Here is a 25,652-nt window from a genome sequence, read left to right on the forward strand (position 1 = left end):
GTGATCGTGAGCGCAGACAGTACCACCACAGCGGCACCGGCGCGGAACGAACATGCACGACGCCCCCGGCTTGGGGCCGGGGGCGTCGCGGTCGATCTGGGTCGATCAGTTCTCCCTGTTCAGCAGCGCGTCCAGACGCGGCGTGGCCGACGTGCCACGGACGCCGTCGCGCAGCAGGTCCGGCTCATCCTCCGGGGCGAACTTGCCGGAGCGCAGGGCCTCGGCCTGGCGCTCCAGGTCGCCGAGGAAGGTCTCGCGGAAGCGGCCCTCGAAGCTGCGCAGATGGTCGACGCGGGTAGCCAGCTCGTCGCGTTCCGACTCCAGCGTGCTGAAGAGCTCGGCGCGGCGGGCCACGGCGTCCTTGTCGACCTGCTCGGCACGGGCGGTGGCCTCGTTGGTCACCTGCTCGGCGTACGCGTTGGCGTCGTTGGTGACCTGCTCGGCCGCGGCGCGGGCGTCCGCCTCGATCTGCTCGCCGCGCGACGTGGCGTCGGCGACGATCTGGCGGGCGGAGGCGTCTGCCTCGGCGTTGACGCGCTCGGCGTTGGCGTTGGCCTCGGAGGTGACCTTCTCGGCGTACGCGTCGGCCTCGGTGGTCACGCGCTCGGCGTTGGCGTTGGCCTCGGCCGTGACGCGCTCGGCGTTGCTGTTCGCCTCGGCCGTGACGCGCTGGGCCTCGTCCTGGGCCTCGGAGACGAGGCGCTCGGCCTGCTCGGTGGCCATCTGCAGCAGTCGGGTCACGGCCGGGGAGGCCTCGGCGGCCGTCCGGACCACGATTTCCTGGGCGCCGGCGCCCACACCCGCCGCGAACGCGACAGGGGCCTGGGCGGGCTGGGCGTTGCGCAGGGACTCGACCTCACCGCGGAGACCGTTGAGCTCGTCGTCGCGCTGCGCGAGCTGCTGGCGCAGGTTCTCCACCTCGCCGCGCAGGCCGTTCAGCTCGCCGTCGCGGTGCTCGAGCTCGCCGCGCAGGTGCTGCGCCTCGTCGCCGCCACCGGCCAGCGACTCGGTGAGGTGCTGGATCTCCTCCTGCTTGCGACCGAGCTCCTCCTCCTTGGCGCGGAGCGCGTCGTTCAGGTTGGCCAACTCGGCGTCCTTGGCCTGCAGCTCGGCGTCCTTACCCTCGAGCAGGGCACGCGTGTCGTCGTCGCGGCCCTCGCCGGAGGCGCGGAGCTCGTCGTCCTTCGCGCCGAGCTGGGCACGGGCTTCGTCCAGCTCGCGGCGGAGGGACTCGATCTCGGCGTCCCGCTCCTCCAGCCGGCTGCGGAGTTCGGCGTCGCCCTGGCCGCCACCGGAGGAGAGCGTCGCAACCTGCTGCTGCAGGGTCGCGTTCTCCTCGGCCAGCGTGACGAGCGTGGTCTCGACCTTGTCGACGAACGTGTCGACGTCTTGCGGGTCGTAGCCGTTGCGGCGGGCCAGGTGGAAACGCGTGTCGCGCACCTGCTCGATGGTCAAGGTCATCGGTTCACCTCATGTGATGGACAGGTAAGAAAAAACGGGCCGGACGCCCACGAGGGCGCGCCGAGACCTGAGGTTAGTCTAGCCACTTTCCGAGCGCCAAGACGCCCGCGGTTTCCCTGAGAGGAACCGCGGGCGTGGCCGTGCGACGGGACGTGCTTGTCAGCTCTGGTTGAAGAACCCGCCGGCGATGCGCTCCTTGTCCTCCGCGGTGACGTTGACGTCGGCCGGGGAGAGCAGGAACACCTTGCTGGTGACGCGCTCGATGGTGCCGCGCAGGCCGAAGATCAGGCCGGCGGCGAAGTCGACGAGGCGCTTGGCGTCAACGTCCTCCATGTCGGTGAGGTTCATGATCACCGGCACGCCGTCGCGGAAGTGCTCGCCGATCGTGCGGGCCTCGTTGTAGGTGCGCGGGTGGACGGTGACGATGCGGCTCAGGTCGGCCGTGCGGGGCACCGGCGCCGGGCGGCGGGGCTCGAGGGCGGTGACGCTGGCGTCCTGCGACGCGAGGGCGCGTTCGGAACGCTGCTCGCGGTCGTCACGGACACGGTGGTCGTCGCGCCGGTCACGACGGTCGTCACGCATCGGCTCGACCGCCTCGGTGAGCTCGTCGTCACGGTCCTCGTCGCCGTAGGGGGCGTCGGACATGAGGCCCAGCCAGACGGCGGCCTTCTTGAAACCTTCGGCCATGGGTTCCTCCGTTCAGGGATCGGACATCACCCTAGCGCGGGGCCGATGCCGTCCCGGTGCGGCACGCCCGCGCCGCCGGCCGAATCATCCGCGGTGCCGCGGGCCCGCCAGACGACGCCGACGAGGCGTCCGGTGCTGCCGCCGCGGTGCGAGTGCAGGCCCTGGCCATGCAGCGTGCACCCGCCCCTGAACTCGACCCGCGCGCCGGCCACGGCGAGCTGGACTGCGGTCGCCGCGCCGAGGTCCAGCGAAGGCGTGCCCCAGCTGGTGGTCGTCGCGGCGACGCCGAGCCGCTCGCCCGACTCGGCGGCCATCGCGGCGGGCACCTCGTAGCAGGCGGCGCACACGTGCGGGCCGACCCACGCCACCAGAGGCGCCGCGGACGCGCTGCGCATCGCGTCGACCGCCCCGCCGATGACGCCGTTCAGCAGCCCGGCGCGGCCGGCGTGCACGGCGGCGACGACGGCCCCGTCGGTGGTGGCGAGCAGGATGGGCACGCAGTCGGCGACCCGGACGGCCAGCCCGAGGCCCTCCCGGGTCGTGACGAGGGCGTCCGCCTCGTGCCGGGTGCTGTCGACGAGACCCGGGGTGTCGCCCGGCGAGTCCGCCCACCAGACGTCGCTGCCGTGCACTTGGGCGGTCACCGCCACCGGGACGCCGAGGGCGTCCGACAGGGCGGCGTACGCCGCGGCGCGCGGCTCGGCGGGCTGGTTGTCGCCCAGGTCGAGGGCGGCGGACGTGAACGCGACCCCGACGCCGAGCTCGCCGTCGGGGTCGCGACGGTGGATGAACAAGGCCCGCGGACTACTTGAGGAAGTCCGGGACGTCGAGCTCGTCGTCGTCGATCGGTTCCGGACGCGGGGCCGGCCGGGACTGCTGCTGGACGGGCTGGGCCTGCACCGGGGCGGCGGGCTGCTGCGCCGGGGCGGGCTCGACCGGGCGCTGCTGCTGCGGCTCGGGCTGGCGCGGGGCCGGCTGCTGCTGCTTGCGCAGGTCGGGCTGGCGGGTCACGCCGGGCTGGCGCCGCGAGGGCGCTCCCCCGTCGAAGCCGGCCGCGATGACCGTCACGCGCACCTCGTCACCCAGGGCGTCGTCGATGACCGTGCCGAAGATGATGTTCGCGTCCTCGTGAGCGGACTCCTCGATGAGGTTGGCCGCGGCCGAAACCTCGAACAGGCCCAGGTCGGAGCCGCCGGCGATCGACAGCAGGACGCCGTGGGCGCCGTCGATGGACGCCTCGAGCAGCGGGCTGCTGACGGCCATCTCGGCGGCGGCGCGGGCGCGGTCCTCGCCGCGGGCCGAGCCGATGCCCATGAGCGCCGAGCCGGCGTTGCTCATGACGGCCTTCACGTCGGCGAAGTCGAGGTTGATCAGGCCCGGCGTGGTGATCAGGTCGGTGATGCCGGAGACGCCCTGCATGAGCACCTGGTCGGCCTGCTTGAAGGCGTCGAGGATCGCGACGTGGTGGTCGGTCATCTCCAGCAGCTTGTCGTTGGGGATGACGATGAGGGTGTCGACCTCCTCGCGCAGCTTGGTGATGCCGTCCTCGGCCTGGGTCGAACGGCGCCTGCCCTCGAAGGAGAAGGGACGGGTCACGACGCCGATGGTCAGCGCGCCCAGCGAGCGGGCGATGCGGGCCACGACCGGGGCGCCGCCCGTGCCGGTGCCGCCACCCTCGCCGGCGGTGACGAAGACCATGTCGGCCCCCTTGAGGACCTCCTCGATCTCGTCGGCGTGGTCCTCTGCGGCCTGGCGGCCCTTGTCCGGGTCAGCGCCGGCGCCGAGGCCGCGGGTCAGGTCGCGGCCGATGTCGAGCTTCACGTCGGCGTCGCTCATCAGGAGCGCCTGGGCGTCGGTGTTCACCGCGATGAACTCAACGCCCCGCAGGCCCGCCTCGATCATGCGGTTGACGGCGTTGACTCCGCCGCCGCCGACGCCCACGACCTTGATGATCGCCAGGTAGTTCTGGGATGCACTCGCCACGTTGGGTACCCGTTCTGTCGTTCGTTGCCAATGGTGTTGCTGGCCCCACCTCGGCGTTACGAGTGGGAAGGCAAACGACGTGGCTTGGGGCTGGGGTTCAGGGTATTCAGTGGGCGCGCCACGGTCCATCACCGCCCGCCTGTCGGGCGCGCCCCTCAACCTGAAGTTGAGGGTTGGGGCGAGACCCTGGACCAGCGGTCAGCGGCTCGTCGGATGGGTGGGGGCCGAGACGTCGTACTCGGTCGCCTTCACCTTGAGCAGGGGCACCAGAACGCGGCCCTTGAGCTCGCCGTCCTCGGCGCTCCCCCACACCACGCGGCGCTTGCCGGTGAGCTCGACGACCACCGAGTCGACCGACCCCGCCGAGATGGCCTCCGCCTGGTCGACGACCTCCTGCGGGAGGGTGTCCGCGACGCGGGCGAGCGTGACGAGGACGTCCTCGTCGGAGAGGTTGCCGCGCGCCTCGAGCACCCCCTCGGGGGGCTCGGGGGTGCTGTGGAACGAGCGGCCGTCGCCGGCCACCCACACCCACGACCCGGGCAGGGCGAGGACGACGCTGGGCCGCGCCTCGGTGACCGCGACCGAGACAGTGTTGGGCCAGGCCCGGTCGACCTCGACGGTCGCCACCGCCGGCAGGGCCTCCCGGACGCGCTGGGCCGCGGCCCCGGTGTCGACCTGCGCGAGCGGACCGCCCAGCGGGATCGCGGCGGCTTGGGCGACCTGGTCGGCGGTCAGCAGCTGGTTGCCCGTGACGCGCACCTCGGTGGCGGCCAGCAAAGGCGAGCCGAGCACGACCCACGCGACGCCGCCGATGAGGGCGATCACGCCCGCGACGATGCCCGCGATGCGGAGCCGGCGCTGCCTCCGCGCCCTCGCGCGGCGGCGCCTGGCCCCGGTGACGTCGACCAACGGTTCCGTCACGGACGCTCCCGCAGCAGGGCCACGAGCTCGGCTCCGACGGTGGTCACGCTGCCCGCGCCGATGGTGAGCACCAGGTCACCCGGGCGCACGGCGTCCGCCAGCGCGGGTGCGACGTCGCCCAGCCCCTCCACCACGGTGGCCTCCCGGCCCAGCGATCGGACACGGCCGGCCAGAGCGGACGCGGTGACGCCGGGGAAGTCCTCGGCCGCCTCGCGCGCGGGGTAGATGCCGGCGAGCACCACCACGTCGGCCAGGGTCAGCGCGGCGGCGAACTCGTCGAGGAAGTCGCGGGTGCGGCTGAACAGGTGGGGCTGGAAGCAGGCGACGAGGCGTCCGCCCGGCCCGACGCGGGGACGCGCGGCCCGCAGCACCGCCGCCACCTCGGTCGGGTGGTGGGCGTAGTCGTCGTAGACGCGGACGCCCCCGACCTCGCCCTTGGCCTCGAAGCGGCGCTGGGTGCCGGCGAAGGCGCCCAGCGCGGCGCGCAGCTCGGGGCCGGCGTGGCCCAGCGCCCGGCCGACCGCGTACGCGGCCGCGGCGTTGTGCAGGTTGAAGCGGCCGGGCACGGCCAGCGCGAGACGTCCGGTGTCGCCTTCGGCGGCCAGCGTCGCGGCGGTGACGTCGGGGGTCAGCTCCAGGTCGGACAGCCGGATGTCGGCGTCCGGCGCCTCGCCGTAGGTGACGACGGTCCTGCCGCGGTCGCGCAGGACGGCGGCGACCTCGCGCGAGGAGCGCTCGTCGGCGGTCATGACGACGACCTCGACCGCGTCGGCGGCGCCGAGGCGGACGAACCCGTCGACGTAGGCCTCGGCGGTGCCCCAGTTGTCGAGGTGGTCGACCTCGATGTTGGTGATGACGACGACCTGGGCCGGGTACTGCAGGAAGGAGCCGTCCGACTCGTCGGCCTCGACCACGAAGGCGGGGCCGGTGCCGAGGGCGGCGCTCTCCCCCGTCGCGGCCAGCGGCGAGCCGATGACGTAGCCGGGGTCGGCTCCGACGTGGGTGAGCATGGTCGCGACCATGCCGGTGGTGGTCGTCTTGCCGTGGGTCCCGGTGATGGCGACGCCGCGGCGTCCGAGCATGAGGGCGCCGAGGGCCGCCGAGCGGTGCCAGACGCGCAGGCCGCGGCGGTGGGCCTCGTCCAGCTCGGCGTTGCCGGGCTTGATGGCGGACGACACGACCACGGTGCGGGCGTCGCCGAGTTGCTCGGCGGCGTGGCCGACGTGGGTGCGGACGCCGGCGGCGGCCAGCTTGCGCAGGGCGGTGGAGTCGTCGCGGTCGGAACCGGAGACGGTGACGCCGAGGTCGGCGTAGGCCTGCGCGATGCCGCTCATGCCGGCGCCGCCGATCGCGATGAAGTGGACGGGGCCCACCTCGGCGGCGGGGGCCAGTTCGACAGGTTCGACGAGCGGCATGTCACTTCACCCCGGCGGCGTCGAGGACGATGCGGGCCAGATCGGCCGCGGCGTCGGCGGGCACCAGCCCGGCCAGGCGGGCGCGCAGGGCGTCCAGCTTCGCCGGCTCGGTGAGCAGCGGCAGCACCTCGGCAAGCAGGCGCGGGCCGTCGAGCTCGGCGTTGGGCACGAGGACGCCCGCGTCGGCGTCGATGAGGAAGTCGGCGTTGCGCGCCTGCTCCCCGTTCCCGTGCGGCAGGGGGACGAACACGACCGGGAGCCCGACCGTGGCGGTCTCGATGACGGTTCCGGCGCCGGAGCGGCCCACCATGAGGTCGGCGGCGGCGTAGGCCTGCTCCATGGCGTCCACGTACCCGACCGGCACGTAGCGCGCGCCGGTGGTCGGGTGGGTGACGACGCGGTGGGCGTCGGTGAGGTTCTTCGGGCCGAGCACGTGCAGGATGTCGATGCCGTGCGCGAGCAGCTCGGCGCGGGCCGCGTCCGTGGCGTTGTTGATGGCCACGGCGCCCTGCGAGCCGCCCGAGACCAGCAGCAGCGGGCGGTCGGCGTCGAAGCCGAGCTCGAGGCGCGCGGACGCGCGGGCGGAGGCACGATCGAGCTCGGAGATTGCGGCGCGGACGGGCATACCCACGTAGCGCGCTCCCCGCAGCGGCGTGTTCGGGAACGAGACGGCGACCACCTTGGCGAACGTGGCGGCGATCTTGTTGGCCAGGCCCGGGACCGCGTTCTGCTCGTGGATGACCACGGGGACGCGGCGCATCAGCGCGGCGAGGTAGACCGGGAGGGACACATAGCCCCCGAAGCCGACCACGGCGTCCGCGCCGACCGCGTCGAGGATGCCGGCGGCCTGCTTCACCGCACCGGCCAGACGCGCGGGGACGGCGACGAGTTCGGGGGTCAGCTTTCGGGGCAGGGGGACGGGCGGGATCATGCGCAGGTCCAGGCCGGCGGCCGGGATCACGCGGGCCTCCAGGCCCTTGGGCGTGCCGACCGAGGTCAGGCGGACGTCCGGGGCCAGCTCGCGCAGCCGCTCGGCGGTGGCGATGAGAGGTGACGTGTGGCCGGCGGTGCCCCCGCCGGCCAGGACGATCGAAACCATGGGTCTCCTTCTACGGGCGGCGACCCGGGAGGATCGCCGAGAGGCGGCGGCGCGGGCCCTTCGCCTTGGCGCGCCGGCGCAGCCACGCCTTCGCGTCGGGTTCCTCCCGCGCGCAGGCGACGAGGATGCCGACGGCCACGACGTTGGCGAGCAGGGCCGAGCCGCCGTAGGACAGGAACGGCAGCGGGACGCCGAGCACGGGCAGCAGGCCGAGGACGACCATCACGTTGACCAGCGCCTGCAGGACCAGCCACGTGGTGATGCCGGAGGCCAGCAGGCGGCCGAAGAAGGTCGAGCTGCCCAGCGCGATGCGGACGCCGCCCCAGGCCAGCAGCACGAACAGGGTCAGCACCAGCAGGGTGCCGAAGAGGCCGAGCTCCTCACCGATGATCGCGAGCACGTAGTCGGTGTGGGCCTCGGCCAGGCTGCCCCACTTCTGGCGGCTGCGGCCCAGGCCGACCCCCAGCCAGCCGCCGGTCGCCAGCCCGTACAGGGCCTGGGTCATCTGGTGGTTGATGCCGGTGGGGTCGGACGTCGGGTCCAGGAACCCGAGGATGCGCTCGATGCGCGACTGGTTGAACGTGACCAGGACACCGGCCCCGACGGCGACGAGGCCGAGCATCCCGCCCAGCACGCGCCACGGGGCGCCGACGCACCAGAGGACGGCGATCATCAGGGCGCCGAGGATGATGGCCGTGCCGAGGTCCTTCTGCAGGACGACGAGCCCCACCAGCCCGAGCGCGAACGGCATGAACGGGATGATGAGGTGCTTGGGCTGGTCGAGCAGCTTGCGCTTGTTCGCCAGCACGGCGCTGCCCCAGACGATGAGCGCGAGCTTGGCGAGCTCGGCCGGTTGCAGGCGCAGCATCTGGCCCGGGCCGCCGAAGTTCAGCCAGTTCTTGTTGCCGCCCACGCCGTAGCCCAGCGGGGTGAAGGTCAGCACGAGCAGTAACCCGGCGACCGCGTAGATCACCCAGGCCCACGAGCGCAGGGTCTCGGTGGGCACCCGGGAGGCGACCCAGCCGCAGGCGATCGCGACCGCCATGAAGACGAGGTGGCGCTCCATGAAGTAGAAGGCGTCGTCGAACTGGCGGTAGGCGAAGACCGTGGACGCCGACCACACCATCAGGGAGCCGAGCGCCAGCAGGATCATCGTCGGCACGAGCACGAGCACGGCGTCCGCCATCGGGTGGCTGAGCCAACCCGAGGCGGTGTCGGCAAGGGAGGCCTGGCCGCGGTCGCGCTTGCGTCCGGACGACCGGGGCGGCCTGCTGGGGGTCAGGATCGCCACCGTCTGTCCTCCTTCAGTCCTGTTGCTGTCCGGCCACGCGTCGGGCCGCTTCGGTGAAGTCGCGTCCGCGGGCGTCGTACCCCGTCCACATGTCCCGACTGGCACATCCGGGCGCCATCAGGACGGTGTCGCCCGGGGAAGCCAGGCCCGCCGCGGCCTCAACGGCCTCGGCCATGGCTCCAGTCTCGCCCGAGTCGATGACGATCACCGGGACGTCGGGCGCGTGTCGGGCGAGCGCCCCGGCGATCACGCCGCGGTCCACGCCCAGCACGACGGCGCCCCTCAGCTTGCCCGCGTAGGTCGTGACGAGGTCATCGAAGCTGGTGCCCTTGGCCTGGCCGCCGGCGATCCAGACGATCGAGTCGAAGGCGCGCATCGAGGACGCCGCCGCGTGCGGGTTGGTCGCCTTGGAGTCATCCACCCACGTGACGCCGCCGCCCTCGGCGACGGTCTGGATCCGGTGGTCGCCGATCTCCAGGTCGCGCAGCCCCTGGGCGACCGCCCGCGGCGGGACGCCGAAGCTGCGGGCCAGCGCGGCGGCGGCCAGCGCGTTCTCGACGTTGTGCGGGGCGAAGGGGCGGACGTCGGTCAGCTCGGCCAGCGGCATCGCCGAGTCGCGGCGCTGCTCGATGAACGCCCGGTCGACCAGCATGTCGTCGACGACGCCGACCATGGACGGCGCGGGCACCTCGAGGCGAAAGCCGATGGCGCGGGCGCCCTCGGCGACGTCGGCCTCCTCGACCATGTGCTCGGTGGCGGGGTCGGCGACGTTGTAGACGCAGGCGTGGGTGACGCGCTCGTAGATCTTCGCCTTGTCGGCGGCGTAGGCGGCGTACGGGTCGTGCGCGTGGGCGTACCACTCGAGGTGGTCGGCCTGCAGGTTGAGCACGGCGGCCGAGTGGAGGGCGACGGTGTCGGTGTAGTGCAGCTGGAAGCTGGAGAGTTCGACCGCGAGCACGTCGTAGTCCACCTCGTCGAGGATCGCCTCGATGATCGGACGCCCCACGTTGCCGACCGCCGACGTCTTCAGCCCGGCGGCCAGCAGGATCGACTCCAGCATGTTGGTGGTCGTGGTCTTGCCGTTGGTGCCGGTGATGCCCAGCCACGGGACGACCCGGTCGGGCTGCATCATGCGCCACGCCAGCTCGACCTCGCCCCAGATCGGGACGCCGCGCTCGGCGGCCTGGGCGAGCAGCGGCGCGGTGGGCCGCCAGCCGGGCGAGGTGACGACGAGGTGGACGCCGTCGGGCAGCAGCGCGGTCGACCCGGCGCCGAGGGTGACCTCGACGTCGAGGGCGCGCAGCAGGTCTGCCTTCTCGCGATTGCCGGGGCTGTCGGCGTCGTCCAGCACGATGATGCGGCCGGCGCCGAGCGCCATCAGGCCGTCGGCCGCGGCGTAGCCGGAGGTGCCCAGGCCGGCCACCACGACGGTGGCCTCGCCCCAGGGCGAGAGGCGGTCGGCGTTCGCGATCCAGTCCGGACCCTGGGCTTGTCGGAGGGTCACTGGGCCGACACCCACTCGGCGTAGAAGATGCCGGTGCCGAGCGCGACGAGGATGCCGCAGATGATCCAGAACCGGACCACCACGGTCTGCTCGGCCCACCCGATCATCTCGAAGTGGTGGTGCAGGGGCGCCATCTTGAACAGGCGCTTGCCCTTGGACAGCTTGAAGTAGCCGACCTGCAGGATCACCGACAGGGTGATCAGCACGAACATGCCACCGAGGATGACCACCAGCAGCTCCGTGCGGGTCAGGATCGCGAGGCCGGCGACGGCGCCGCCGAGGGCCAGCGATCCGGAGTCGCCCATGAAGATCTTGGCCGGGGAGGCGTTCCACCACAGGAAGCCGAAGCAGGCGCCGGCCAGCGCCATCGAGATGGCGGCCAGGTCGTTGGGGTCGCGCACCTCGTAGCAGAGCGGACCGGCGGTCGACAGCCGGCTGCACCACTGGTTGTACTGCCACAGGTTCACCAGCGCGTAGGCGGCGAACACCATGGTGGACAGGCCGGTGGCCAGGCCGTCGAGACCGTCGGAGAGGTTCACGCCGTTGGAGAGCGCGGCGATGATGAAGACGATCCAGGCCAGGCCGAGCCACGGGCCGAGGTTGAGCCACTCGATGTCGCGCAAGAACGACACGAACGTCGAGCCGGGCGTCAGCCCGCGCTCGTTGGGGAACTGGAAGGCGCCGATGCCGAACGCGACCGCGATCAGGGTCTGCAGGGCGAGCTTGGCCTTGCTGTTGAGGCCGAGGCTGCGGGCGCGGGAGATCTTGATCCAGTCGTCCAGGAAGCCGACGAAGCCCAGACCGGTGAACAGGCCGAGCAGCAGCAGGCCGGACGCCGTGGGCGGCCGCCACAGGATCAGGTGGGCCAGCGTGTAGGCCAGCAGCACGCTGAGGATGATGGCGATGCCGCCCATCGTGGGCGTGCCCGCCTTCTTCAGGTGCTCCTTGGGTCCGTCGTCACGGACGTACTGTCCGTACCCGCGGCTCACCAGGACATGGATGGCCAGGCGCGTCCCCACCAGGGTGCCCAACAGGCCGAGCGCGCCGGCCAGCAGCATCATGATCACGGGTGCGACTCTCCTTCGTCGTGGGCGGCCAGGGCGGCCGCCACCGTCTCCAGCGCCAGCCCGCGCGACGCCTTGACCAGCACCACGTCGTTCGGGCCGAGGATGGCCCGGAGTGCCTCGATGAGCTGGTCCTTGTCCTCCAGATACTGGCCCCGTCCGCCTGCCGCGGCAACTCCGGAGACCGTGTGATTGCCAAACGCGCCGAGCACCAGGACGTCGTCGACGCCCAGCTGGGCCGCCAGCCGGCCGACCTCGTGGTGGGCCTGCTCGGTGCTGTCGCCGAGCTCCAGCATGTCGCCCAGGGCGGCGACGATCCGCCCGCCCGGACGCCGCATCCCGGCGAGGCTGCGCAAGGCGGCGGCCATCGAGTCGGGGTTGGCGTTGTAGGCGTCGTTCAGGATCGCCAGGCCGTCGGCGCGGGTGTCCAGCTCCATCCGCCAGCGCGACAGGGACCTGGCGGAGCTGAGGGCGGCGGCCACGGCGTCCGGTGCGAGACCGGCGGCCAGCCCGACGGCGGCCGCGGCCAGCGCGTTGTCGACGTTGTGCCGGCCGAGCACGCGCAGGGAGACCCGCTCGCGGACGTCCCCGGGTGCGGCGTTCAGGGTGAAGGTGAAGCGCTGCAGGTCGTCGCCGTGGACGTCGGACGCCCACACGCGCAGGTCGGCGCCCGTGGCGGCGGGGTCGCCGGCCGCGCTGAAGGCGGCCACGCGGGCGCGGGTGCGGGACGCCATGGCGATGACCCGGGCGTCGTCACCGTTCAGGACGGCCCAACCGTCGGCGTCCAGCGCCTCGACGAGCTCGCCCTTGGCCTGCGCGATGCCGTCGACGGAGCCGAACTCCCCCACGTGGGCCTGGCCCACGTTGAGCACCGCGCCGATGGTCGGGGGCGTGATCTGGGTGAGGTGGCGGACGTGGCCGATGCCGCGCGCCCCCATCTCGCTGACGAGGAAGCGGGTGCCGGCGTCGACCCGGCACGCGGTCAGCGGCGCGCCGATCTCGTTGTTGAACGAGCCGGGCGGGGCGACCGTTGGGCCCGCGGCGCCGAGCACCTGGGCGATGAGGTCCTTGGTGGAGGTCTTGCCCGAGGAGCCGGTCACCCCGACGACGACCAGCCCGCGTCCCCGCCCGGCGTCCACGCAGGAGCGGGCCAGGCGCGACAGGCCGGCCACGGGATCCTCCACGATGACCTGGGGCAGGTCGGCGTCCACTTCGCGAGCGACGAGCGCGACACCCGCGCCGGCGTCCGCGGCGTTCGCCACGAAGTCGTGGCCGTCCACCCGCTCGCCGGCGAACGCGACGAACACGGAACCCGGGGTGACCTGGCGCGAGTCGATGAGCACGTCCGGGCCCACGACGGCGCCCTGGTCGGCGGCCCGCACGAGCCGCCCGCCGGCGGCGTCGGCGAACGCGGCGAGGGTGATGGGTTCCACGTCAGTCGTCCCAGGTGTCGCGGATCACCGCGGCGTCGTCGAACGGGGTGACGTTACCGCCAATGTCCTGCCCGGTCTCGTGCCCCTTGCCGAGGACGGCCACCCAGTCCCCCGGGCGTGCCAGGCGGAGCGCGGTGCGGATCGCCGCACGGCGGTCGCCGCCGTCGATGACCTCGGTGCCTGCCACCGCGCGGGCACCGGCCAGAACGGCGGCGCGGATGGCCGCCGGCTCCTCGCTGCGCGGGTTGTCGTCGGTCACCACCACGACGTCGGACGCCTCGGCCGCGGCCCGGCCCATGGGGCCGCGCTTGGTGGTGTCGCGGTCGCCGCCGGCACCGAGCACGGCGATGCGGCGGCCCGTGGCCGGCAGCGCCGCCAGCGCGGCCGCGACGGCCTGGGGCGTGTGGGCGAAGTCGACGACGGCGTGCGGGGCGTGCGGCCCGAGGTCGATGCGCTGCATGCGTCCGGGCACCTGGGCGTCGGCCAGGCCCGCGGCGGCGGCGTCCACGTCGAGGCCGGCGGCGTGCACCAGACCGAGCGCGGTGACGGCGTTGGCGACGTTGAAGGAGCCGAGCATGGAGAGCTCGAAGCGTGTCGTGCCGCCGGGGTGGGCCAGCGTGACCAACGACCCGCCGGCGCCGCGCGGCTCGGCGGACAGGACCCGCAGGTCGGCGTCTTCGGCGAGCGTGGTCACCAGGCGGGCGGTGCCGTCGGCGTGGACGAGGTCGGCCAGGCGGCGGCCCCAGGCATCGTCGGTGTTCACGACCGCGTTGCGGGTGTGTCCGTCGAGGAAGAGGGCCGTCTTGGCGGCGAAGTACTCCTCGAGGGTGTGGTGGAACTCGAGGTGGTCCTGGCCGAACATCGTGAAGGCGGCGGCGCCGAACGTCAGGGCGTCCACGCGGTGGAGGGCCAGGGCGTGGGAGCTGACCTCCATGGCGATGGTGTCGGCGCCCGCCTCCCGCATGACCGCGAGCAGGGCCTGCAGGTCGGGCGACTCGGGCGTGGTGATCGTGGTGCGGGTGCCGGGCAGGGGGCGTCCGGCGACGCGGAACCCGATGGTGCCGACCGTGCCGACGCTGCGGCCCAAGGCGGTGAGCGCGGCCTCGAGCAGGAAGGTCACCGACGTCTTGCCGTTGGTGCCGGTGACGCCGAACAGGTCCACGGCGTCGCCGGGGCGTCCGTAGACGTCGGCGGCCAGCGCGGCCATGGCGGCGCGCGGATCGTCGACGGTGAGAACGGGCAGGCTGGTGTCGGCGGCCAGGGCCGTGCCCGCGGCGTCCGTCAGGAGCGCGAGGGCGCCTGACGCCTGTGCCTGCGCCGCGAAGCGGGCCCCGTGCGTGGTGGCGCCGGGCAGGCCGACGTAGAGGTCGCCCGGGCGCACCTGTCGGGAGTCGAGGGCGACGCCGGTGAGGACGCCCGAGGCCCCCGGCACCAGCTGGGCCAGGGGCACTCCGGGGGCGGCGGCGGGCCGCAGGACGGTGTCGGTGGTCACCGGACGCATCATTCCTTGAAGAGCGGGAGCTTGACCTGCTCGATGTCGTTGCTGGGCTGGACACCGTAGCGCGGGAGGGCCAGCGACATGATGTCGCGGTACACCGGGCCGGCCATGCCGAGGCCGGCGCCCGTGGTGTCGGGGCGGGCGATGAGGACGTACACGAGGATCTGCGGGTCCTCGACGGGGGCGACGCCGACGATGGAGGCGACCTGGCCCGCGTAACCGCCGGTGGCGGCCGTCAGGCGGGCGGTACCGGTCTTGGAGCCGGAGCGGTAGCCGGGGATGCTCAGGAGGCTTTCGCTGTCGAGCGTGCGCTGCTCCATCATCTCGACAGTGGCGCGGGCGGCCTCCTCGGAGACGACGCGGCGGCTGACGGGCTCGGCGACCGGGGTGAGTGCGCCGTTGTGGGGCCCGCTGGCCTTGATGATCGAGGGGGCGGTGTAGACGCCGTCGTTGGCGACCGCACCGATGGCGGCGGCCATCTGCACCGCCGACGTCGACAGCGAGTAGCCGTAGGACATCGAGTCGGCCTGGAACTGGGGCATGCCGGCGCCCGGCAGGCTGCCGGCGGACTCGCCCGGCAGGCCGAGGTTGGCCTTCTGGCCCAGGCCGAAGCCGGCAAGGTAGCCGCGCAGCTGGGCGGGCGTGAGATCGCGGGCGGCCGTGATCGCACCGACGTTGGACGACTTGACCAGGATGCCGCGCGTGGTGATGTCGATGTCGCCGTGCTTGAAGGCGTCCGAGACGGTGTGCTCGCCGATGGTGATCGTCGGGCCGATCGGGTACGTGCGGTCGGGGGTGGTCACGCCCGCGTCCAGCAGGGACGCGATGGTGAGCACCTTCTGCACCGAGCCGGGCTCGTACACCGCGGAGATCGCGCGGTTGCCGGTGTCGCCCGCCTCGGCGTCGCCGGGGGCGTTCGAGTCGTACGACGGGTAGTTGGCCAGCGAGAGCAACTCGCCGTTCTCCACATCGAGGACGACCGCGACCCCCCAGTTGCCGCCGACCTCGTCGACGCGCTCGCCGAGGCGCTTCTCGACCATCCACTGGAGGTCGGGGTCGATGGTCAGCTGGACGTCCTGGCCGTCGACGGCGGGCAGCAACTCCTGGTTGCCGAGCGGGATCTTGCCGTTGGGCGAGGTCTCGAACTGCTCGCGGCCCTTGGTTCCGGCGAGCGCGGTCTCCTGCGCCATCTCCAGGCCGGAGCGGCCCTTGCCGTCGCTCATGAAGCCCACGACGTTGGACGCGACCGTCCCCATCGGGTAGATCCGCTTGGGGTTGGACTCGCGGAACACGCCCACGTAGCCGCCGCGGACGACGGTGCCGGCCGCGTCGCGGACGACCTCGTTCAGCGCCGCGTTGAGGCTCACCCACGTGCTGGAGGGCACCTGCTTGGCCAGCTGGACGTACTTCAGCGGCACCGTCTCGCCGCGGGCGTTCGTCGTGGTGGTGCGGCGCAGCTTGGCCTCGATCTCTGCGGCGGGGACGCCGGTGTGGGCGGCGATGATCGCCGCCATCTCCGTCGGGGCCACGGCCGCTTTCGCGCGGTCGGAGTCGCGCATCGCCTCCGGCTCCTTGCCGTTGGTGGCGATCATCGACGGGTCGGCGATCACGTTCACGGTCGCCTCCGTCTGGGCCAGCACCTGGCCGTCGCGGCCGGTGATGGTGCCGCGCTGTGCGGGGACGTCCCGGCCGACGGTCATCTTCTTCGCCGCCTCGGCCGCCATCGCCTCGGCGCTGACGACCTGCACCTGGATCGCGCGGGCGCCCACCAGGGAGAACAGGATCGCGACCATCAGGGTCAGCAAGCGCAGCCGGAAGGCGGAGGACGCGAGCGGGACGCGACCTGGGCGCCGCCGGCTCGACGACGGACGGCGGGACGGCTGGCTCATGGGGTCGCTCCGGCGGTGTCGGTGGCGGTCGGCTGCTCGGCGGCGGGCTGTTCTGCGGCGGGCTGTTCTGCGGCGGGCTGCTCGGCGGCGGGGGCGTCAGCGGCCGGCTCACCCTCGGCGGGCTGTGCCCCGTCGGCGGGCGGGGCATCCGCCGGCGGCACCTCGTCCTCCAGCGGCGGGACGACGGGGACGCGGGTCAGGGAGGGGATCTCGTCGCCGCGGACGGGCACCGGCTTCCCGAGCACCTCGCCGGTGCTGAGGTCGATGAAGACGGCGCGGGGGTTCGGCACCATGCCCAGTGCGGCGGCGCGCTGGCCGAGGGCCACGGGCGCCTTCGCCCGGTTGACCTGCGCCTCGAGGTCGGAGGCGCGGTAGCTGAGCTCGCTGGCGGTGCGCTGCGCGGCGCGGATCTCGAAGGCCTGGTTCTGCAGCAACGTGGTGAGCAGCAGCATGCCGACCATGCCGCTGAAGAACAGGCCGATGACGAACACCGCGAAGGTCGCGCCGGCCATGCGACGCCGCGGACTGGTGATGCTGCGCAACTGCGGGCGCGCCTGGGCGGCGGCCTCGCCGATCCGGCGCGGGGCCTCGCGGATGGTCTCCCAGGCGGTCATGCTGCTGCCTCCAGTCGTTCGGTCGCACGCAGGCGGGCGGACGCCGCGCGGGGGTTGTCGGCCTCTTCGCCGGGCGAGGGGCGCTCGGCGCCCCGGGTGAGCAGCCGAAACCCGGCCCGGTGCTCGGCGGGCACCACGGGCAGGCCTCGCGGTGCGGTGTCGGTGGTGGCGGCGGCGAAGGCCTTCTTGACCAGCCGGTCCTCCAGCGAGTGGTAGGACAGCACGGCGAAGCGACCGCCGGGCGCGAGGGCGGCCAGGGCGGCCGGGAGGAGCCCCTCGAGGGCCTCCAGCTCACGGTTGACCTCGATGCGCAGGGCCTGGAACGTCCGCTTGGCGGGGTGCCCGCCCGTGGCGCGCGTGGCTGCGGGGATGGCGTCCGTCAGCACCTGCACGAGGCGGGCCGACGTGGTGAAGGGCTCGGTGGCGCGCTCGGCGACGATGCGGCGTGCGATGCGGTCGGCGAACCGCTCCTCGCCGTAGGTGCGCAGGATGCGGGCCAGGTCGCGGGCCTCGTAGGTGTTGAGGACGTCGGCGGCCGTCGGACCGGACGCCTGCGTCATGCGCATGTCGAGCGGCGCATCGACCGAGTAGGCGAAGCCGCGCTCGCGTCGGTCGATCTGCAGGCTGGACAGGCCGAGGTCGGCGACGATGGCCTGCACGTGCGGCGTCCCGTCCTCGGCCAGCACGTCCGGCAGTTCGTCGTAGACGGCCTCGTAGAGGGCGACCCGGTCGCCGAAGGGAGCGAGGCGCTCGCGCGCGATGGCGAGGGCGTCCGCGTCACGATCGATGCCGACGAGCCGGGCCTGCGGGCAGGCCTCCAGCACGAGGCGGGCGTGGCCGCCGAGGCCCAGGGTGCAGTCGACGTAGGTGCCGCCGCCGGCAAGCGCGGGGGCCAGCAGTTCGACGATGCGCGCAGCCATGACGGGGACGTGTCCCGTCGGGGCGGCCTGCACCATGCCTTGCTCCAATCCGTTCCCTGCGTCGCGGTTTCGAACCGGGAGGGCCACCTGCCACCGGGGAAGTGGTGTCAGGGGATCCGACCGGGTCGAAGCCTCGGCGCAGGGCTCCTCAGTCGATCGGGCGGGGGGCCCCGCCCGGGAAGATCTCCTCGTCCATCCGCGCGAACTCCTCGTCCTGCGCGGACTGGTACGCCTCCCAGGCGGCGAGGTCCCAGACCTCGACCCGGTTGAACGCACCGATCACGGCGATCTCCTTGTCCAGACCCGCGTAGTTCCGCAGAACCGGCGGGATCGTCACGCGTCCCTGCTTGTCGGGGGCCTCCTCCGAGGCTCCCGCGGCGAACATGCGCTGGAAGTCACGGATGCCCCGGACCGTCGAGGACCCGCTCATGGCCGCCTGCGCCTGCCGCTGGAACTCCTCGACGGTGTAGATCGCGAGGCAGCGCTCCTGCCCCTTCGCGATCACCAGGCCGTCGCCGAGCTCGTCACGGAATTTCGCCGGGAGGACGAAGCGGCCCTTCTCGTCGACCTTCGGGAAGTGGGTGCCCAGAAACATCCGGACCCTCCCTTCGGCTGCCCTCATCCTCCACTTGCCCCCACTCTAACCCACTCTCCTCCACTGAAGGCAACGGCACGCCCCCTTTTCGGGTCGGTCCGCCTCATCGGGCGCGCGGGGGCGGCCGGTAGGGTGGGCCCGTGACGACGAACACCACCACCGCTGTCGACGTGTCCGAGGTGACGGGCCTTGCCGGACGGCTGCGCGACTCCGTGGGCGCCGTGATCGAGGGCAAGGCCGAAGCAGTGGACATGGCGCTCGTCGTCCTGCTCGCTGGCGGCCACCTGCTCATCGAGGACGTGCCCGGCGTCGGCAAGACGATGCTCGCCCGCACCCTGGCGCGGTCCATCGACTGCTCGGTGCGGCGCATCCAGTTCACCGCCGACCTGCTGCCCAGCGACATCACCGGCGTCTCGGTCTTCAACCCCCAGACCCGCGGGTTCGAGTTCAAGCCGGGCGGCGTCTTCGCCAACATCGTGATCGGCGACGAGATCAACCGCGCCTCACCCAAGACCCAGTCGGCGCTGCTCGAGGCCATGGAGGAGGCGCACGTCTCCGTCGACGGCACCACCCACGAGCTGCCCAGCCCGTTCATGGTGTTCGCCACGCAGAACCCCATCGAGATGCAGGGTACGTATCCGCTGCCCGAGGCCCAGCGCGACCGCTTCATGGCGGCCATCTCCATGGGCTACCCGACCCGCGCCGCCGAGATCGACATGCTGGAGCACCACGGCGCCAGCAACCCCCTCGACAACCTCGGCCCGGTGACGGACGCCGCGGCCATCCTCCACGCCCGCCACGTCGTCGGCCAGGTGTTCGTGCACCCCGCGCTGAAGGACTACGTCGTCTCGATCGTCGCGGCGACCCGTACCTCGGACTCGCTGCGCCTGGGCGCCTCCCCGCGCGCCAGCCTCCAGCTCCTGCGCGCCTCGCGCGCCCGCGCCGCCATGCAGGGCCGCGGCTACGTGATCCCCGAGGACGCCGACGCCCTGGCCGTCCCCGTCCTGGCCCACCGCGTCCTGCTGAGCCACCGGGCGCACACCGCCCAGGCGTCGACCGCGGACGTCGTGTCCCAGCTCGTGGCGTCCATCCCCGCACCGCGCCGCACCTAGGACCGCATGCTCCCGCTCCCCCAGCCCACCGTCCGCACGCTGCTGTTCTGGGTCCTCGGCGCGCTGGTCCTGCTGCTCGGCATCGGCCTGGGCAACCAGGACACGGTCTGGCCCGCCCTCTTCCTGCTCGCGCTGCCGGTGGTGGCGCTGCTGGCGCTGCTCGTGCTGCGGCCCCGGTTCGTGTTGGAGCGGTCGGTCACGCCGCCGGTGGTCGGCGTCCGCGAGCCCGCGACCGTGCAGGTGCTGGCCACGGCCGTCCGGCCCAGCCCCGGCGGCAACGTCGTGGCCGAGGACGACCCCGGCAGCCTGCTCGGCGGCCCGCACCACGCGCACTTGCACGCCGACCACGCGGGGGCACGCACGGAGACCACCTACAGCGTCCGGCCGCGGCGTCGGGGGCGGCACACGCTCGACGGCTTCCGCATCCGGTTCACCGACATCCTGGGCTTCTGGGTGCACACCGTCCGCGTCGCGCAGCCCACCGAGCTGGTCGTCACGCCGGCCGTCGTGCCGCTGCCGCCGAGCCGGGCCGCCGCCTACGGCGTCACGGGCGAGACCCCCATCCCCCAGACCGCGGTGTCCGGCCCCGACGACGTGCTCGTCCGCGAGTACCAGGCCCGCGACGACGTCCGCCGCATCCACTGGCCCTCGACCGCGCGCAGCGGCACCCTCATGGTGCGCCGCGAGGAGGCCGCCTGGGACCCGACCGCCTGGGTGCTCCTCGACTCGCGCCTGGGCGTCCACCCCGCCTCCCGGGACGAGCGCGTGACATTCGAGTGGCTGGTGTCGGCCGCGGCGTCCATCGGGCTGCGGCTGCTGTCGGACGGCTACACCGTCACCCTGATCGACGCGGACGGCTCCCGCCACGAGGTGTCCTCCGACCGAGTCGGCGCGTCCGCCGCGTGGCTCGACCCGCTGGTGGACGCCACGGTCTCCCACGCGCCCGACCTGCACGAGGCCACCGTCTGGATGGCGCAGGCCCACTCCGAGAACCGGATCGTCGCGCTGCTGGGCGGCCTCGACCGCGGCACCGCCGACCTGCTGGCCGCCACCACGGCGTCCCGCCACGAGCGGGTCGCCCTCGTCATGGCCCCGGACGCCGACGCCCGGCCCGGCTTCGAGGACGGCCGCACCGTTCTGGTCGACCACGGCTGGGAGGTGCGCGAGGTGGACGCCACCAGCGAACTGGCCCACGCCTGGGCGCCAGAAGGGGTGGCCCAATGAGGTTGGACACCCGCGTCGGCCTCGCCCTGGCCGTGGCCCTGTGCCTCCAGCTGTGGCCCTGGACCCAGATGACCCGCCATGCCGAGGCGCTGCAGGCCGCCGGCGCCGCGATGGTGCTCGTGCTGGCCGCCGGCTGGCTCGGACGCCGCGTGCTGCGCCTGCCCACCATCGGCGTGGCGCTGCTGCAAGTCGTTGCGGCCGCCGTCTCCCTCGTGGGCGCGATCTGGTGGGCGCACGGCGTCCGCCACGTGCTGCGCCTGCCCGCCCTGCTCGGCGAGGGGATCAGCTTCATCCAGGGCAGCTCGGCCCCGATGTTCCCCAACCCGGGGGCCACTCTCGCCATCGTCCTCGGCGCCGCGCTCGTCGCCCTCGCCGCTGACGCCATCGCCGTCGGCGGCGAGCGCCCCGGCCTGGCCGTGATCCCCTTGGTCGCGCTGCACCTGGTCGTCGCCGTCGCGTTGAGCACGCCCACGCTGTTCAGCGAGTTCGTGGCGCTGGCGGTCGGCATCGGGCTGGTGCTGCTCGCCGCCGCCCCGTGGGGCCACGGCGAGCGGCCCGCCGCCCGGGCGGCCGCGCTCCTCACGGCGGTCGCCATGACGGCCGGCGCCGTGGGCGTCACGTGGGTGGCGGCCCAGTTCGTGCCGACCTTCGAGCCGCGCACCAACAGCGAGCCCCTGCAGATGAGCGACCCCTCGCTCGACCTCAAGCGCAACCTCATCCAGGGCTCAGACGAGGTCATCATCCGCTACACCACCGACAGCCCCGGCGGCGCGTACCTCAAGCTCGCCACGCTGCCGTCCCTGTCGACGGCCGGTTTCGCCCTGTCCGACGTCAGGGTCGCCACCGGACGCATCCCCAGCCCGCCCGGTTCCCCCCGCGGTGTCGGCCGGACGACCAACGTCGAGGTGGGCGACTTCTCCAGCGAGTGGCTGCCTGTCCCGTATGCCCCGACCGCGTTCGACGCCCCGGGTGACTGGGGCTTCGCGCTCGACACCCTCGATGTCATGGCCATGGCCGGCCCCGGCCGCGGGCGCGCCACCGAGGGGATCAGCTACGAGGTGCGCAGCCTCGACGTCCGCCCCGACGCAGAGGCGATCGCCCGCGCGGAGGCGGACGGCGGCCCGGGGCGCGAGCTCACCACGAGCCTGCCGGTCGAGCTGCCCTCCCGCATCCGCGAGCTCGCCCGCGAGGTGACCGGGGCGGCACCGACCGCGGGCGCCAAGGCGCAGGCCCTCGAGGCCTACCTCCGATCGGACGCCTTCACCTACTCCATCGCGCCGACCACCGGCAACGGGGACGGCCTGGCCACCATCGACGACTTCCTGTTCGGTTCGCGGACGGGCTACTGCGAGCAGTTCGCCGGCGCGATGGCGATCATGGCGCGCGAGGTCGGCATCCCGACCCGGATGGCCGTGGGCTTCGTCCCCGGCACCGAGGAGGAGGGCGTCTGGGGCGTCACCGAGCGCGACCTGCACACGTGGCCGGAGCTGTGGCTGGACGGCCTGGGCTGGGTCGCCTTCGAGCCGACGCCCTCCCGCGGGGACTCCGGGGCGGGCCCGGCGACCACCCAGGAGCCCACCGGGACGGCCGCGCCCACCGCCGGCCCGACCGCCGAGGCCACGCCGTCGGCCGAGCCCTCCGAACCCACGCCGACCGCCTCGCCGGTCCCCACGCCGGTGGACCCCGGAGCTCCGGCCGTCCCGGGCGCGGTCCCCTGGGTGCTGTTCGGGCTGCTCGCCGCCGCGGGTGTGGCGGCCGCCGTCCTCGTCCCCCGCTGGCTGCGCGCGCGTCGCCGCACGCAGCGCCTGGCCGGCACGGGGGACGCCCGCGCGGACACCCTGTCCGCGTGGGAGGAGGTGTGCGAGGTGGTGGCCGACCTGGAGCTGTCGTGGCCGGGCGGGTCTCCGCGGTTCGCGGCCGAGCGCCTCGTCGGGTCGCTGGGCGGGGACGCCGGGGCCGCCGAGGCGTTGCGCAGCCTGGCGGCGGCATCCGAGCGCGCCCTATTCGACCGCAGCGAGAACTTCGACCTGCCCGGCCGGTGGGGCGCCGAGGTGGACGCCATCACCGCCGCGCTCACCGCGCAGGCGCGCGAACGGGCCGGGAAACGCAAGAGCGCGCAACCCCGCAGGGTCGCGCGCTGAGTTCGGTCGGCTGAGTCTGCCGGGTGGCCGTGCCTTGGTGGAGCCCTCAGAAGGCGTCGTCGCCGCGGCGCCACGGCTCGTCGAGGCGGTCGGTGAACGCCGAGTCGGTCTCCGGGTGACGCCCGGGCTGCTGCGTCTCGACGACGCGCCACGAGCTGATGGCGACCACCGTGGCGGCCAGCATGATGAGGAAACCGATGACGCTGACGAACCAGGCGACCTGCATGCCGCCGATGAGGGTGGCCAGGCCGATCACGAAGCCAAGGCCGGCGATCGCGGCCCTGCGGCGGTGGAGGGTGCGGTTGGTCGTGCCACGCAGCGTGTTGGCCAGCTTCGGATCCTCGGCCGCGAGGGCAGCCTCGAGCTGCTCGAGAAGACGTTGCTCCTTGTCGGACAGTGCCATCGCGCCTCCCTTCGTCGTGGGCGGGACCCGGTTGCCGGGCGTGCGACAAGTGTAGGCGCCCGCTGCCTCAAACGGAACCGGCCCTTCTCGTCAACGTGGCCCGTGAGACGGCGTGCGGCCCGAACCGCGCGATGGCCGCGTCGGCGGCCCGCTCCGCCTCGCGCCACCCCCGCTCGGGTTCGTCGAGGGCCGGCTGGGTGGCGACCTGGTCGACGTCGAGGACGTGCTCGACCCGGATGCCCACCCGCCGCAGCCGCGGGCGCTCCAGCCGGAAGGCCCGCAGCAGCCGGACTGCGGCGGCGTACACCTCGTCCGTCGCGTCGGTCGGGTAGGGCAGGGTCAGGGACTTCTGCACGGTGCGGAAGTCGGCGAACCGCAGCGTGAGCGTCACCGTGCGCCCGACGACGCGGGCCAGCCGCATGCGGGACGTGACCCGCACGCTGGTGCGCAGCAGCTCGGCGCGGACGAAGTCGAGGTCGTCGGTGTCCTTCCCGAACGTCTCCTGGCTGCCCACGCTGCGGTCGGTCGGCTCGGTGGCGACGACGCGGCGCCCGTCGATGCCCCAGGCGCACTCCCACAGCTCTCCCCCGGCGCGAGCGCCGAACGCGCGCTGCAGCGTCGACTTCGGCGTGTGGGCGACGTCGGCGATCGTGTGGAGGCCGAGCTTGTGGAGCTTCTCGGTGGTGGCCGGCCCCACGCCCCAGATCTTCTCGACCGTCTGGGGGTGGAGGAAACCGATGACCTCGCCCGGGTGGACGCGGAACAGTCCGTTCGGCTTGGCCCGGTTCGAGGACATCTTGGCGATCAGCTTGGTCGGCGCGATGCCCACCGAGCAGGGAATGCCCTGCTCGTCGGCCACCAGCGCCCGGATGAGCTCACCCACCTCCTCCGGCTCGCCGAGCAGGCGCCGGGTGCCGGTGAGGTCGAGGAACGCCTCGTCCAACGACACCCGCTCCACGTGCGGGGTGATCGTGGAGAAGATCGCGAACACCCCGTCGGACGCCGCCTCGTACGCGTCGTAGTCGGGGTTGATGGCCACCGCGTCCGGGCACAGCCGGCGGGCCCGCGTCGACGACATGCCCCCCTCGACGCCGAACGCCCGCGCCTCGTAGGACGCCGACAGCACCACCCCGCGGTTGGCGCCGCCCACCCACACCGGACGCCCACGCAACTCGGGACGCCGCCGCAGCTCGACGGCGACGTAGAAGGCATCCATGTCGACGTGGGCGATGACCGGCACGGCACCTCCTCAATGATTCGAACGTTGATTCGAATCCAGAGTAGGCGGTGCCCCCGACATTCCGTCAAGCGCCCATCCGCCGAGGGCTTGCCTTCCGTCCGCCGAGGGCTTGCCTCCAGTCCGCCGAGGGCTTGCCTCCAGTCCGCCGACCAAGGTTGGACAGGCTTGTCGCATAAGTTTGATATTCAAACTGTTTGATTAGGCTGAAAGCTCATCCACCCGAAGGACACCCATGAGCAACCGCACGGCGCTGATCGCCCTCCCCCTCGTCGTGGCGGTGGGCGCGCTCGTCGCCCTCGCCGGAAGCCAGGGCGGTGCCACCGTCGCGGGCGTCCCGGTGTTCGCGCTCGCGGTCACCGTCGCCTTCGTCATCCAGTGGGGGGCGTTCGTCCCAGCGTTCCTCGGCCAGACCGAACGCTTCTTCGACCTGACCGGCAGCCTCACCTACATCTTCATCACGTTGTCCCTCCTTCTGCTGACGCCCGGGGTGGACGCACGCGCCCTGCTGGTCGGCGCGCTCGTCATCGCGTGGGCCGGACGCCTGGGCACCTTCCTGTTCCGCCGCGTCAGCCGCGCCGGGGCGGACGACCGCTTCGACGAGATCAAGCCCTCGCTACCCCGGTTCCTCAACGTGTGGACGATCCAGGGCCTGTGGGTGACGTTCACCGCCGCCGCGGCGTGGGTGACGATCACGTCGGCCAACCGCGTCCCGCTCGGATGGTTCGCCCTCCTCGGCACGCTGGTGTGGCTGCTCGGCTTCGGGCTGGAGGTCGTCGCCGACTGGCAGAAGAGCCGGTTCCGGGCCGACCCCGACAACCGCGGCCGGTTCATCTCCACCGGCCTGTGGTCGATCTCGCGGCACCCGAACTACCTGGGTGAGATCCTGCTGTGGGCCGGGGTGGCGATCATCGCGCTGCCCGTCCTGCAGGGGTGGCAGTGGGTGGCCATCATCTCCCCGCTGTTCGTGACCCTGCTGCTGACCCGCGTGAGCGGCATCCCGCTGCTGGAGAAGAAGGCGGAGCAGAAGTGGGGCGGCCAGGCCGACTACGAGGAGTACAAGGCCCGCACCCCCGTGCTGGTGCCGCGACCGGGGGCGGGGCGGCGCGACCGGCTCGTCGCGGCTCGCTGACGCGCCCGCTGAGGTCAAACGAAGGAGCC

Annotated in this window: 22 protein-coding genes; 4 read left to right on the plus strand and 18 right to left on the minus strand. The window is 73.2% G+C overall.

Translation table 11 applies throughout. From position 1 onward, the window contains the following. Positions 1–105 precede the first annotated feature (105 nt). The 16 genes from ET989_RS02885 to mraZ form a co-directional block, all read right to left on the minus strand. Positions 106–1,461, minus strand: a complete 1,356-nt coding sequence (locus tag ET989_RS02885; protein ID WP_131167060.1) for a DivIVA domain-containing protein — start codon at positions 1,459–1,461, stop codon at positions 106–108. Positions 1,462–1,620: 159 nt separating this feature from the next. Next, positions 1,621–2,148 (minus strand): cell division protein SepF, encoded by a 528-nt coding sequence (locus ET989_RS02890; protein ID WP_131167061.1) that lies wholly within the window; start codon positions 2,146–2,148, stop codon positions 1,621–1,623. A 26-nt stretch (positions 2,149–2,174) separates the two neighbouring features. Then, positions 2,175–2,942: a purine nucleoside phosphorylase YfiH/LACC1 family protein gene (locus ET989_RS02895; RefSeq protein WP_131167062.1), complete on the minus strand. Its 768-nt coding sequence runs from the start codon at positions 2,940–2,942 to the stop codon at positions 2,175–2,177. Between the two features lie 10 nt (positions 2,943–2,952). Continuing rightward, positions 2,953–4,131: a cell division protein FtsZ gene (gene ftsZ / locus ET989_RS02900; protein WP_131167063.1), complete on the minus strand. Its 1,179-nt coding sequence runs from the start codon at positions 4,129–4,131 to the stop codon at positions 2,953–2,955. A 198-nt stretch (positions 4,132–4,329) separates the two neighbouring features. Continuing rightward, positions 4,330–5,052, minus strand: a complete 723-nt coding sequence (locus tag ET989_RS02905; protein WP_131167064.1) for a cell division protein FtsQ/DivIB — start codon at positions 5,050–5,052, stop codon at positions 4,330–4,332. Beyond that, a complete protein-coding gene (murC, locus tag ET989_RS02910) occupies positions 5,049–6,467 on the minus strand; it encodes a UDP-N-acetylmuramate--L-alanine ligase (protein ID WP_131167065.1) in 1,419 nt (472 codons plus the stop codon). Before murC ends, ET989_RS02905 begins: the two co-directional genes overlap by 4 nt. A gap of 1 nt (position 6,468) precedes the next feature. Next, positions 6,469–7,566 (minus strand): undecaprenyldiphospho-muramoylpentapeptide beta-N-acetylglucosaminyltransferase, encoded by a 1,098-nt coding sequence (murG, locus tag ET989_RS02915; RefSeq protein WP_131167066.1) that lies wholly within the window; start codon positions 7,564–7,566, stop codon positions 6,469–6,471. Positions 7,567–7,576: 10 nt separating this feature from the next. Then, a complete protein-coding gene (gene ftsW, locus ET989_RS02920) occupies positions 7,577–8,857 on the minus strand; it encodes a putative lipid II flippase FtsW (protein WP_206662200.1) in 1,281 nt (426 codons plus the stop codon). Positions 8,858–8,870: 13 nt separating this feature from the next. After that, on the minus strand, positions 8,871–10,361 hold the full coding sequence (murD, locus tag ET989_RS02925) for a UDP-N-acetylmuramoyl-L-alanine--D-glutamate ligase (RefSeq protein ID WP_131167067.1): 1,491 nt from the start codon (positions 10,359–10,361) through the stop codon (positions 8,871–8,873). Further along, a complete protein-coding gene (mraY, locus tag ET989_RS02930) occupies positions 10,358–11,422 on the minus strand; it encodes a phospho-N-acetylmuramoyl-pentapeptide-transferase (RefSeq protein WP_421958207.1) in 1,065 nt (354 codons plus the stop codon). The genes murD and mraY overlap by 4 nt, the downstream gene beginning before the upstream one ends. Positions 11,423–11,424: 2 nt before the next feature. Next, positions 11,425–12,858 carry a UDP-N-acetylmuramoyl-tripeptide--D-alanyl-D-alanine ligase gene (locus tag ET989_RS02935; protein WP_131167069.1) on the minus strand — a complete coding sequence of 478 codons (1,434 nt, stop codon included), beginning with the start codon at positions 12,856–12,858 and terminating at the stop codon, positions 11,425–11,427. A 1-nt stretch (position 12,859) separates the two neighbouring features. Beyond that, positions 12,860–14,359, minus strand: coding sequence for a UDP-N-acetylmuramoyl-L-alanyl-D-glutamate--2,6-diaminopimelate ligase (locus ET989_RS02940; protein ID WP_131167070.1), 1,500 nt, complete (start codon positions 14,357–14,359; stop codon positions 12,860–12,862). After that, complete coding sequence (locus ET989_RS02945; protein WP_131167071.1) at positions 14,359–16,245, minus strand: peptidoglycan D,D-transpeptidase FtsI family protein; 1,887 nt, start codon at positions 16,243–16,245, stop codon at positions 14,359–14,361. Before ET989_RS02945 ends, ET989_RS02940 begins: the two co-directional genes overlap by 1 nt. After that, positions 16,242–16,859: a cell division protein FtsL gene (gene ftsL / locus ET989_RS02950; RefSeq protein ID WP_131167072.1), complete on the minus strand. Its 618-nt coding sequence runs from the start codon at positions 16,857–16,859 to the stop codon at positions 16,242–16,244. Before ftsL ends, ET989_RS02945 begins: the two co-directional genes overlap by 4 nt. After that, positions 16,856–17,815, minus strand: coding sequence for a 16S rRNA (cytosine(1402)-N(4))-methyltransferase RsmH (gene rsmH, locus ET989_RS02955; protein WP_131167073.1), 960 nt, complete (start codon positions 17,813–17,815; stop codon positions 16,856–16,858). Before rsmH ends, ftsL begins: the two co-directional genes overlap by 4 nt. 112 nt (positions 17,816–17,927) lie before the next feature. Continuing rightward, complete coding sequence (mraZ, locus tag ET989_RS02960; protein ID WP_131167074.1) at positions 17,928–18,374, minus strand: division/cell wall cluster transcriptional repressor MraZ; 447 nt, start codon at positions 18,372–18,374, stop codon at positions 17,928–17,930. 140 nt (positions 18,375–18,514) lie between these two features. Between mraZ and ET989_RS02965 the strand changes: the two genes are divergently transcribed. The 3 genes from ET989_RS02965 to ET989_RS02975 are packed head-to-tail and all read left to right on the plus strand — an operon-like array spanning position 18,515 to position 22,851. Then, positions 18,515–19,486, plus strand: coding sequence for an AAA family ATPase (locus ET989_RS02965; protein WP_241656180.1), 972 nt, complete (start codon positions 18,515–18,517; stop codon positions 19,484–19,486). A gap of 6 nt (positions 19,487–19,492) precedes the next feature. Further along, positions 19,493–20,710 (plus strand): DUF58 domain-containing protein, encoded by a 1,218-nt coding sequence (locus ET989_RS02970; protein ID WP_131167075.1) that lies wholly within the window; start codon positions 19,493–19,495, stop codon positions 20,708–20,710. Continuing rightward, a complete protein-coding gene (locus ET989_RS02975; RefSeq protein WP_131167076.1) occupies positions 20,707–22,851 on the plus strand; it encodes a transglutaminase TgpA family protein in 2,145 nt (714 codons plus the stop codon). The genes ET989_RS02970 and ET989_RS02975 overlap by 4 nt, the downstream gene beginning before the upstream one ends. Positions 22,852–22,897: 46 nt before the next feature. Here the strand turns inward: ET989_RS02975 and ET989_RS02980 are convergent, their stop codons facing one another. Next, positions 22,898–23,254, minus strand: coding sequence for a DUF3040 domain-containing protein (locus tag ET989_RS02980; protein WP_131167077.1), 357 nt, complete (start codon positions 23,252–23,254; stop codon positions 22,898–22,900). 67 nt (positions 23,255–23,321) lie between these two features. Then, positions 23,322–24,494 carry a DNA polymerase IV gene (dinB, locus tag ET989_RS02985; protein ID WP_241656181.1) on the minus strand — a complete coding sequence of 391 codons (1,173 nt, stop codon included), beginning with the start codon at positions 24,492–24,494 and terminating at the stop codon, positions 23,322–23,324. Between the two features lie 232 nt (positions 24,495–24,726). Here dinB and ET989_RS02990 point away from each other — a divergent pair, with 232 nt between their 5' ends. Further along, positions 24,727–25,623, plus strand: a complete 897-nt coding sequence (locus ET989_RS02990) for a DUF1295 domain-containing protein (protein WP_131167078.1) — start codon at positions 24,727–24,729, stop codon at positions 25,621–25,623. The last annotated feature ends 29 nt before the right edge of the window (positions 25,624–25,652 follow it).

The sequence above is a fragment of the Propioniciclava sinopodophylli genome, from assembly GCF_004324755.1.
In the GTDB taxonomy this organism is placed as follows: Bacteria; Actinomycetota; Actinomycetes; order Propionibacteriales; family Propionibacteriaceae; genus Propioniciclava; species Propioniciclava sinopodophylli.

Coding starts and splice junctions, on each gene's coding strand:
- ET989_RS02885 (WP_131167060.1), bottom strand. CDS start 1,461: ATGACCTTGACCATCGAGCAGGTGCGCGACACGCGTTTCCACCTGGCC.
- ET989_RS02890 (WP_131167061.1), bottom strand. CDS start 2,148: ATGGCCGAAGGTTTCAAGAAGGCCGCCGTCTGGCTGGGCCTCATGTCC.
- murC (WP_131167065.1), bottom strand. CDS start 6,467: ATGCCGCTCGTCGAACCTGTCGAACTGGCCCCCGCCGCCGAGGTGGGC.
- murG (WP_131167066.1), bottom strand. CDS start 7,566: ATGGTTTCGATCGTCCTGGCCGGCGGGGGCACCGCCGGCCACACGTCA.
- mraY (WP_421958207.1), bottom strand. CDS start 11,422: ATGATGCTGCTGGCCGGCGCGCTCGGCCTGTTGGGCACCCTGGTGGGG.
- ET989_RS02940 (WP_131167070.1), bottom strand. CDS start 14,359: ATGCGTCCGGTGACCACCGACACCGTCCTGCGGCCCGCCGCCGCCCCC.
- ET989_RS02945 (WP_131167071.1), bottom strand. CDS start 16,245: ATGAGCCAGCCGTCCCGCCGTCCGTCGTCGAGCCGGCGGCGCCCAGGT.
- ftsL (WP_131167072.1), bottom strand. CDS start 16,859: ATGACCGCCTGGGAGACCATCCGCGAGGCCCCGCGCCGGATCGGCGAG.
- rsmH (WP_131167073.1), bottom strand. CDS start 17,815: ATGGTGCAGGCCGCCCCGACGGGACACGTCCCCGTCATGGCTGCGCGC.
- mraZ (WP_131167074.1), bottom strand. CDS start 18,374: ATGTTTCTGGGCACCCACTTCCCGAAGGTCGACGAGAAGGGCCGCTTC.
- ET989_RS02970 (WP_131167075.1), top strand. CDS start 19,493: ATGCTCCCGCTCCCCCAGCCCACCGTCCGCACGCTGCTGTTCTGGGTC.
- ET989_RS02975 (WP_131167076.1), top strand. CDS start 20,707: ATGAGGTTGGACACCCGCGTCGGCCTCGCCCTGGCCGTGGCCCTGTGC.
- ET989_RS02980 (WP_131167077.1), bottom strand. CDS start 23,254: ATGGCACTGTCCGACAAGGAGCAACGTCTTCTCGAGCAGCTCGAGGCT.
- ET989_RS02990 (WP_131167078.1), top strand. CDS start 24,727: ATGAGCAACCGCACGGCGCTGATCGCCCTCCCCCTCGTCGTGGCGGTG.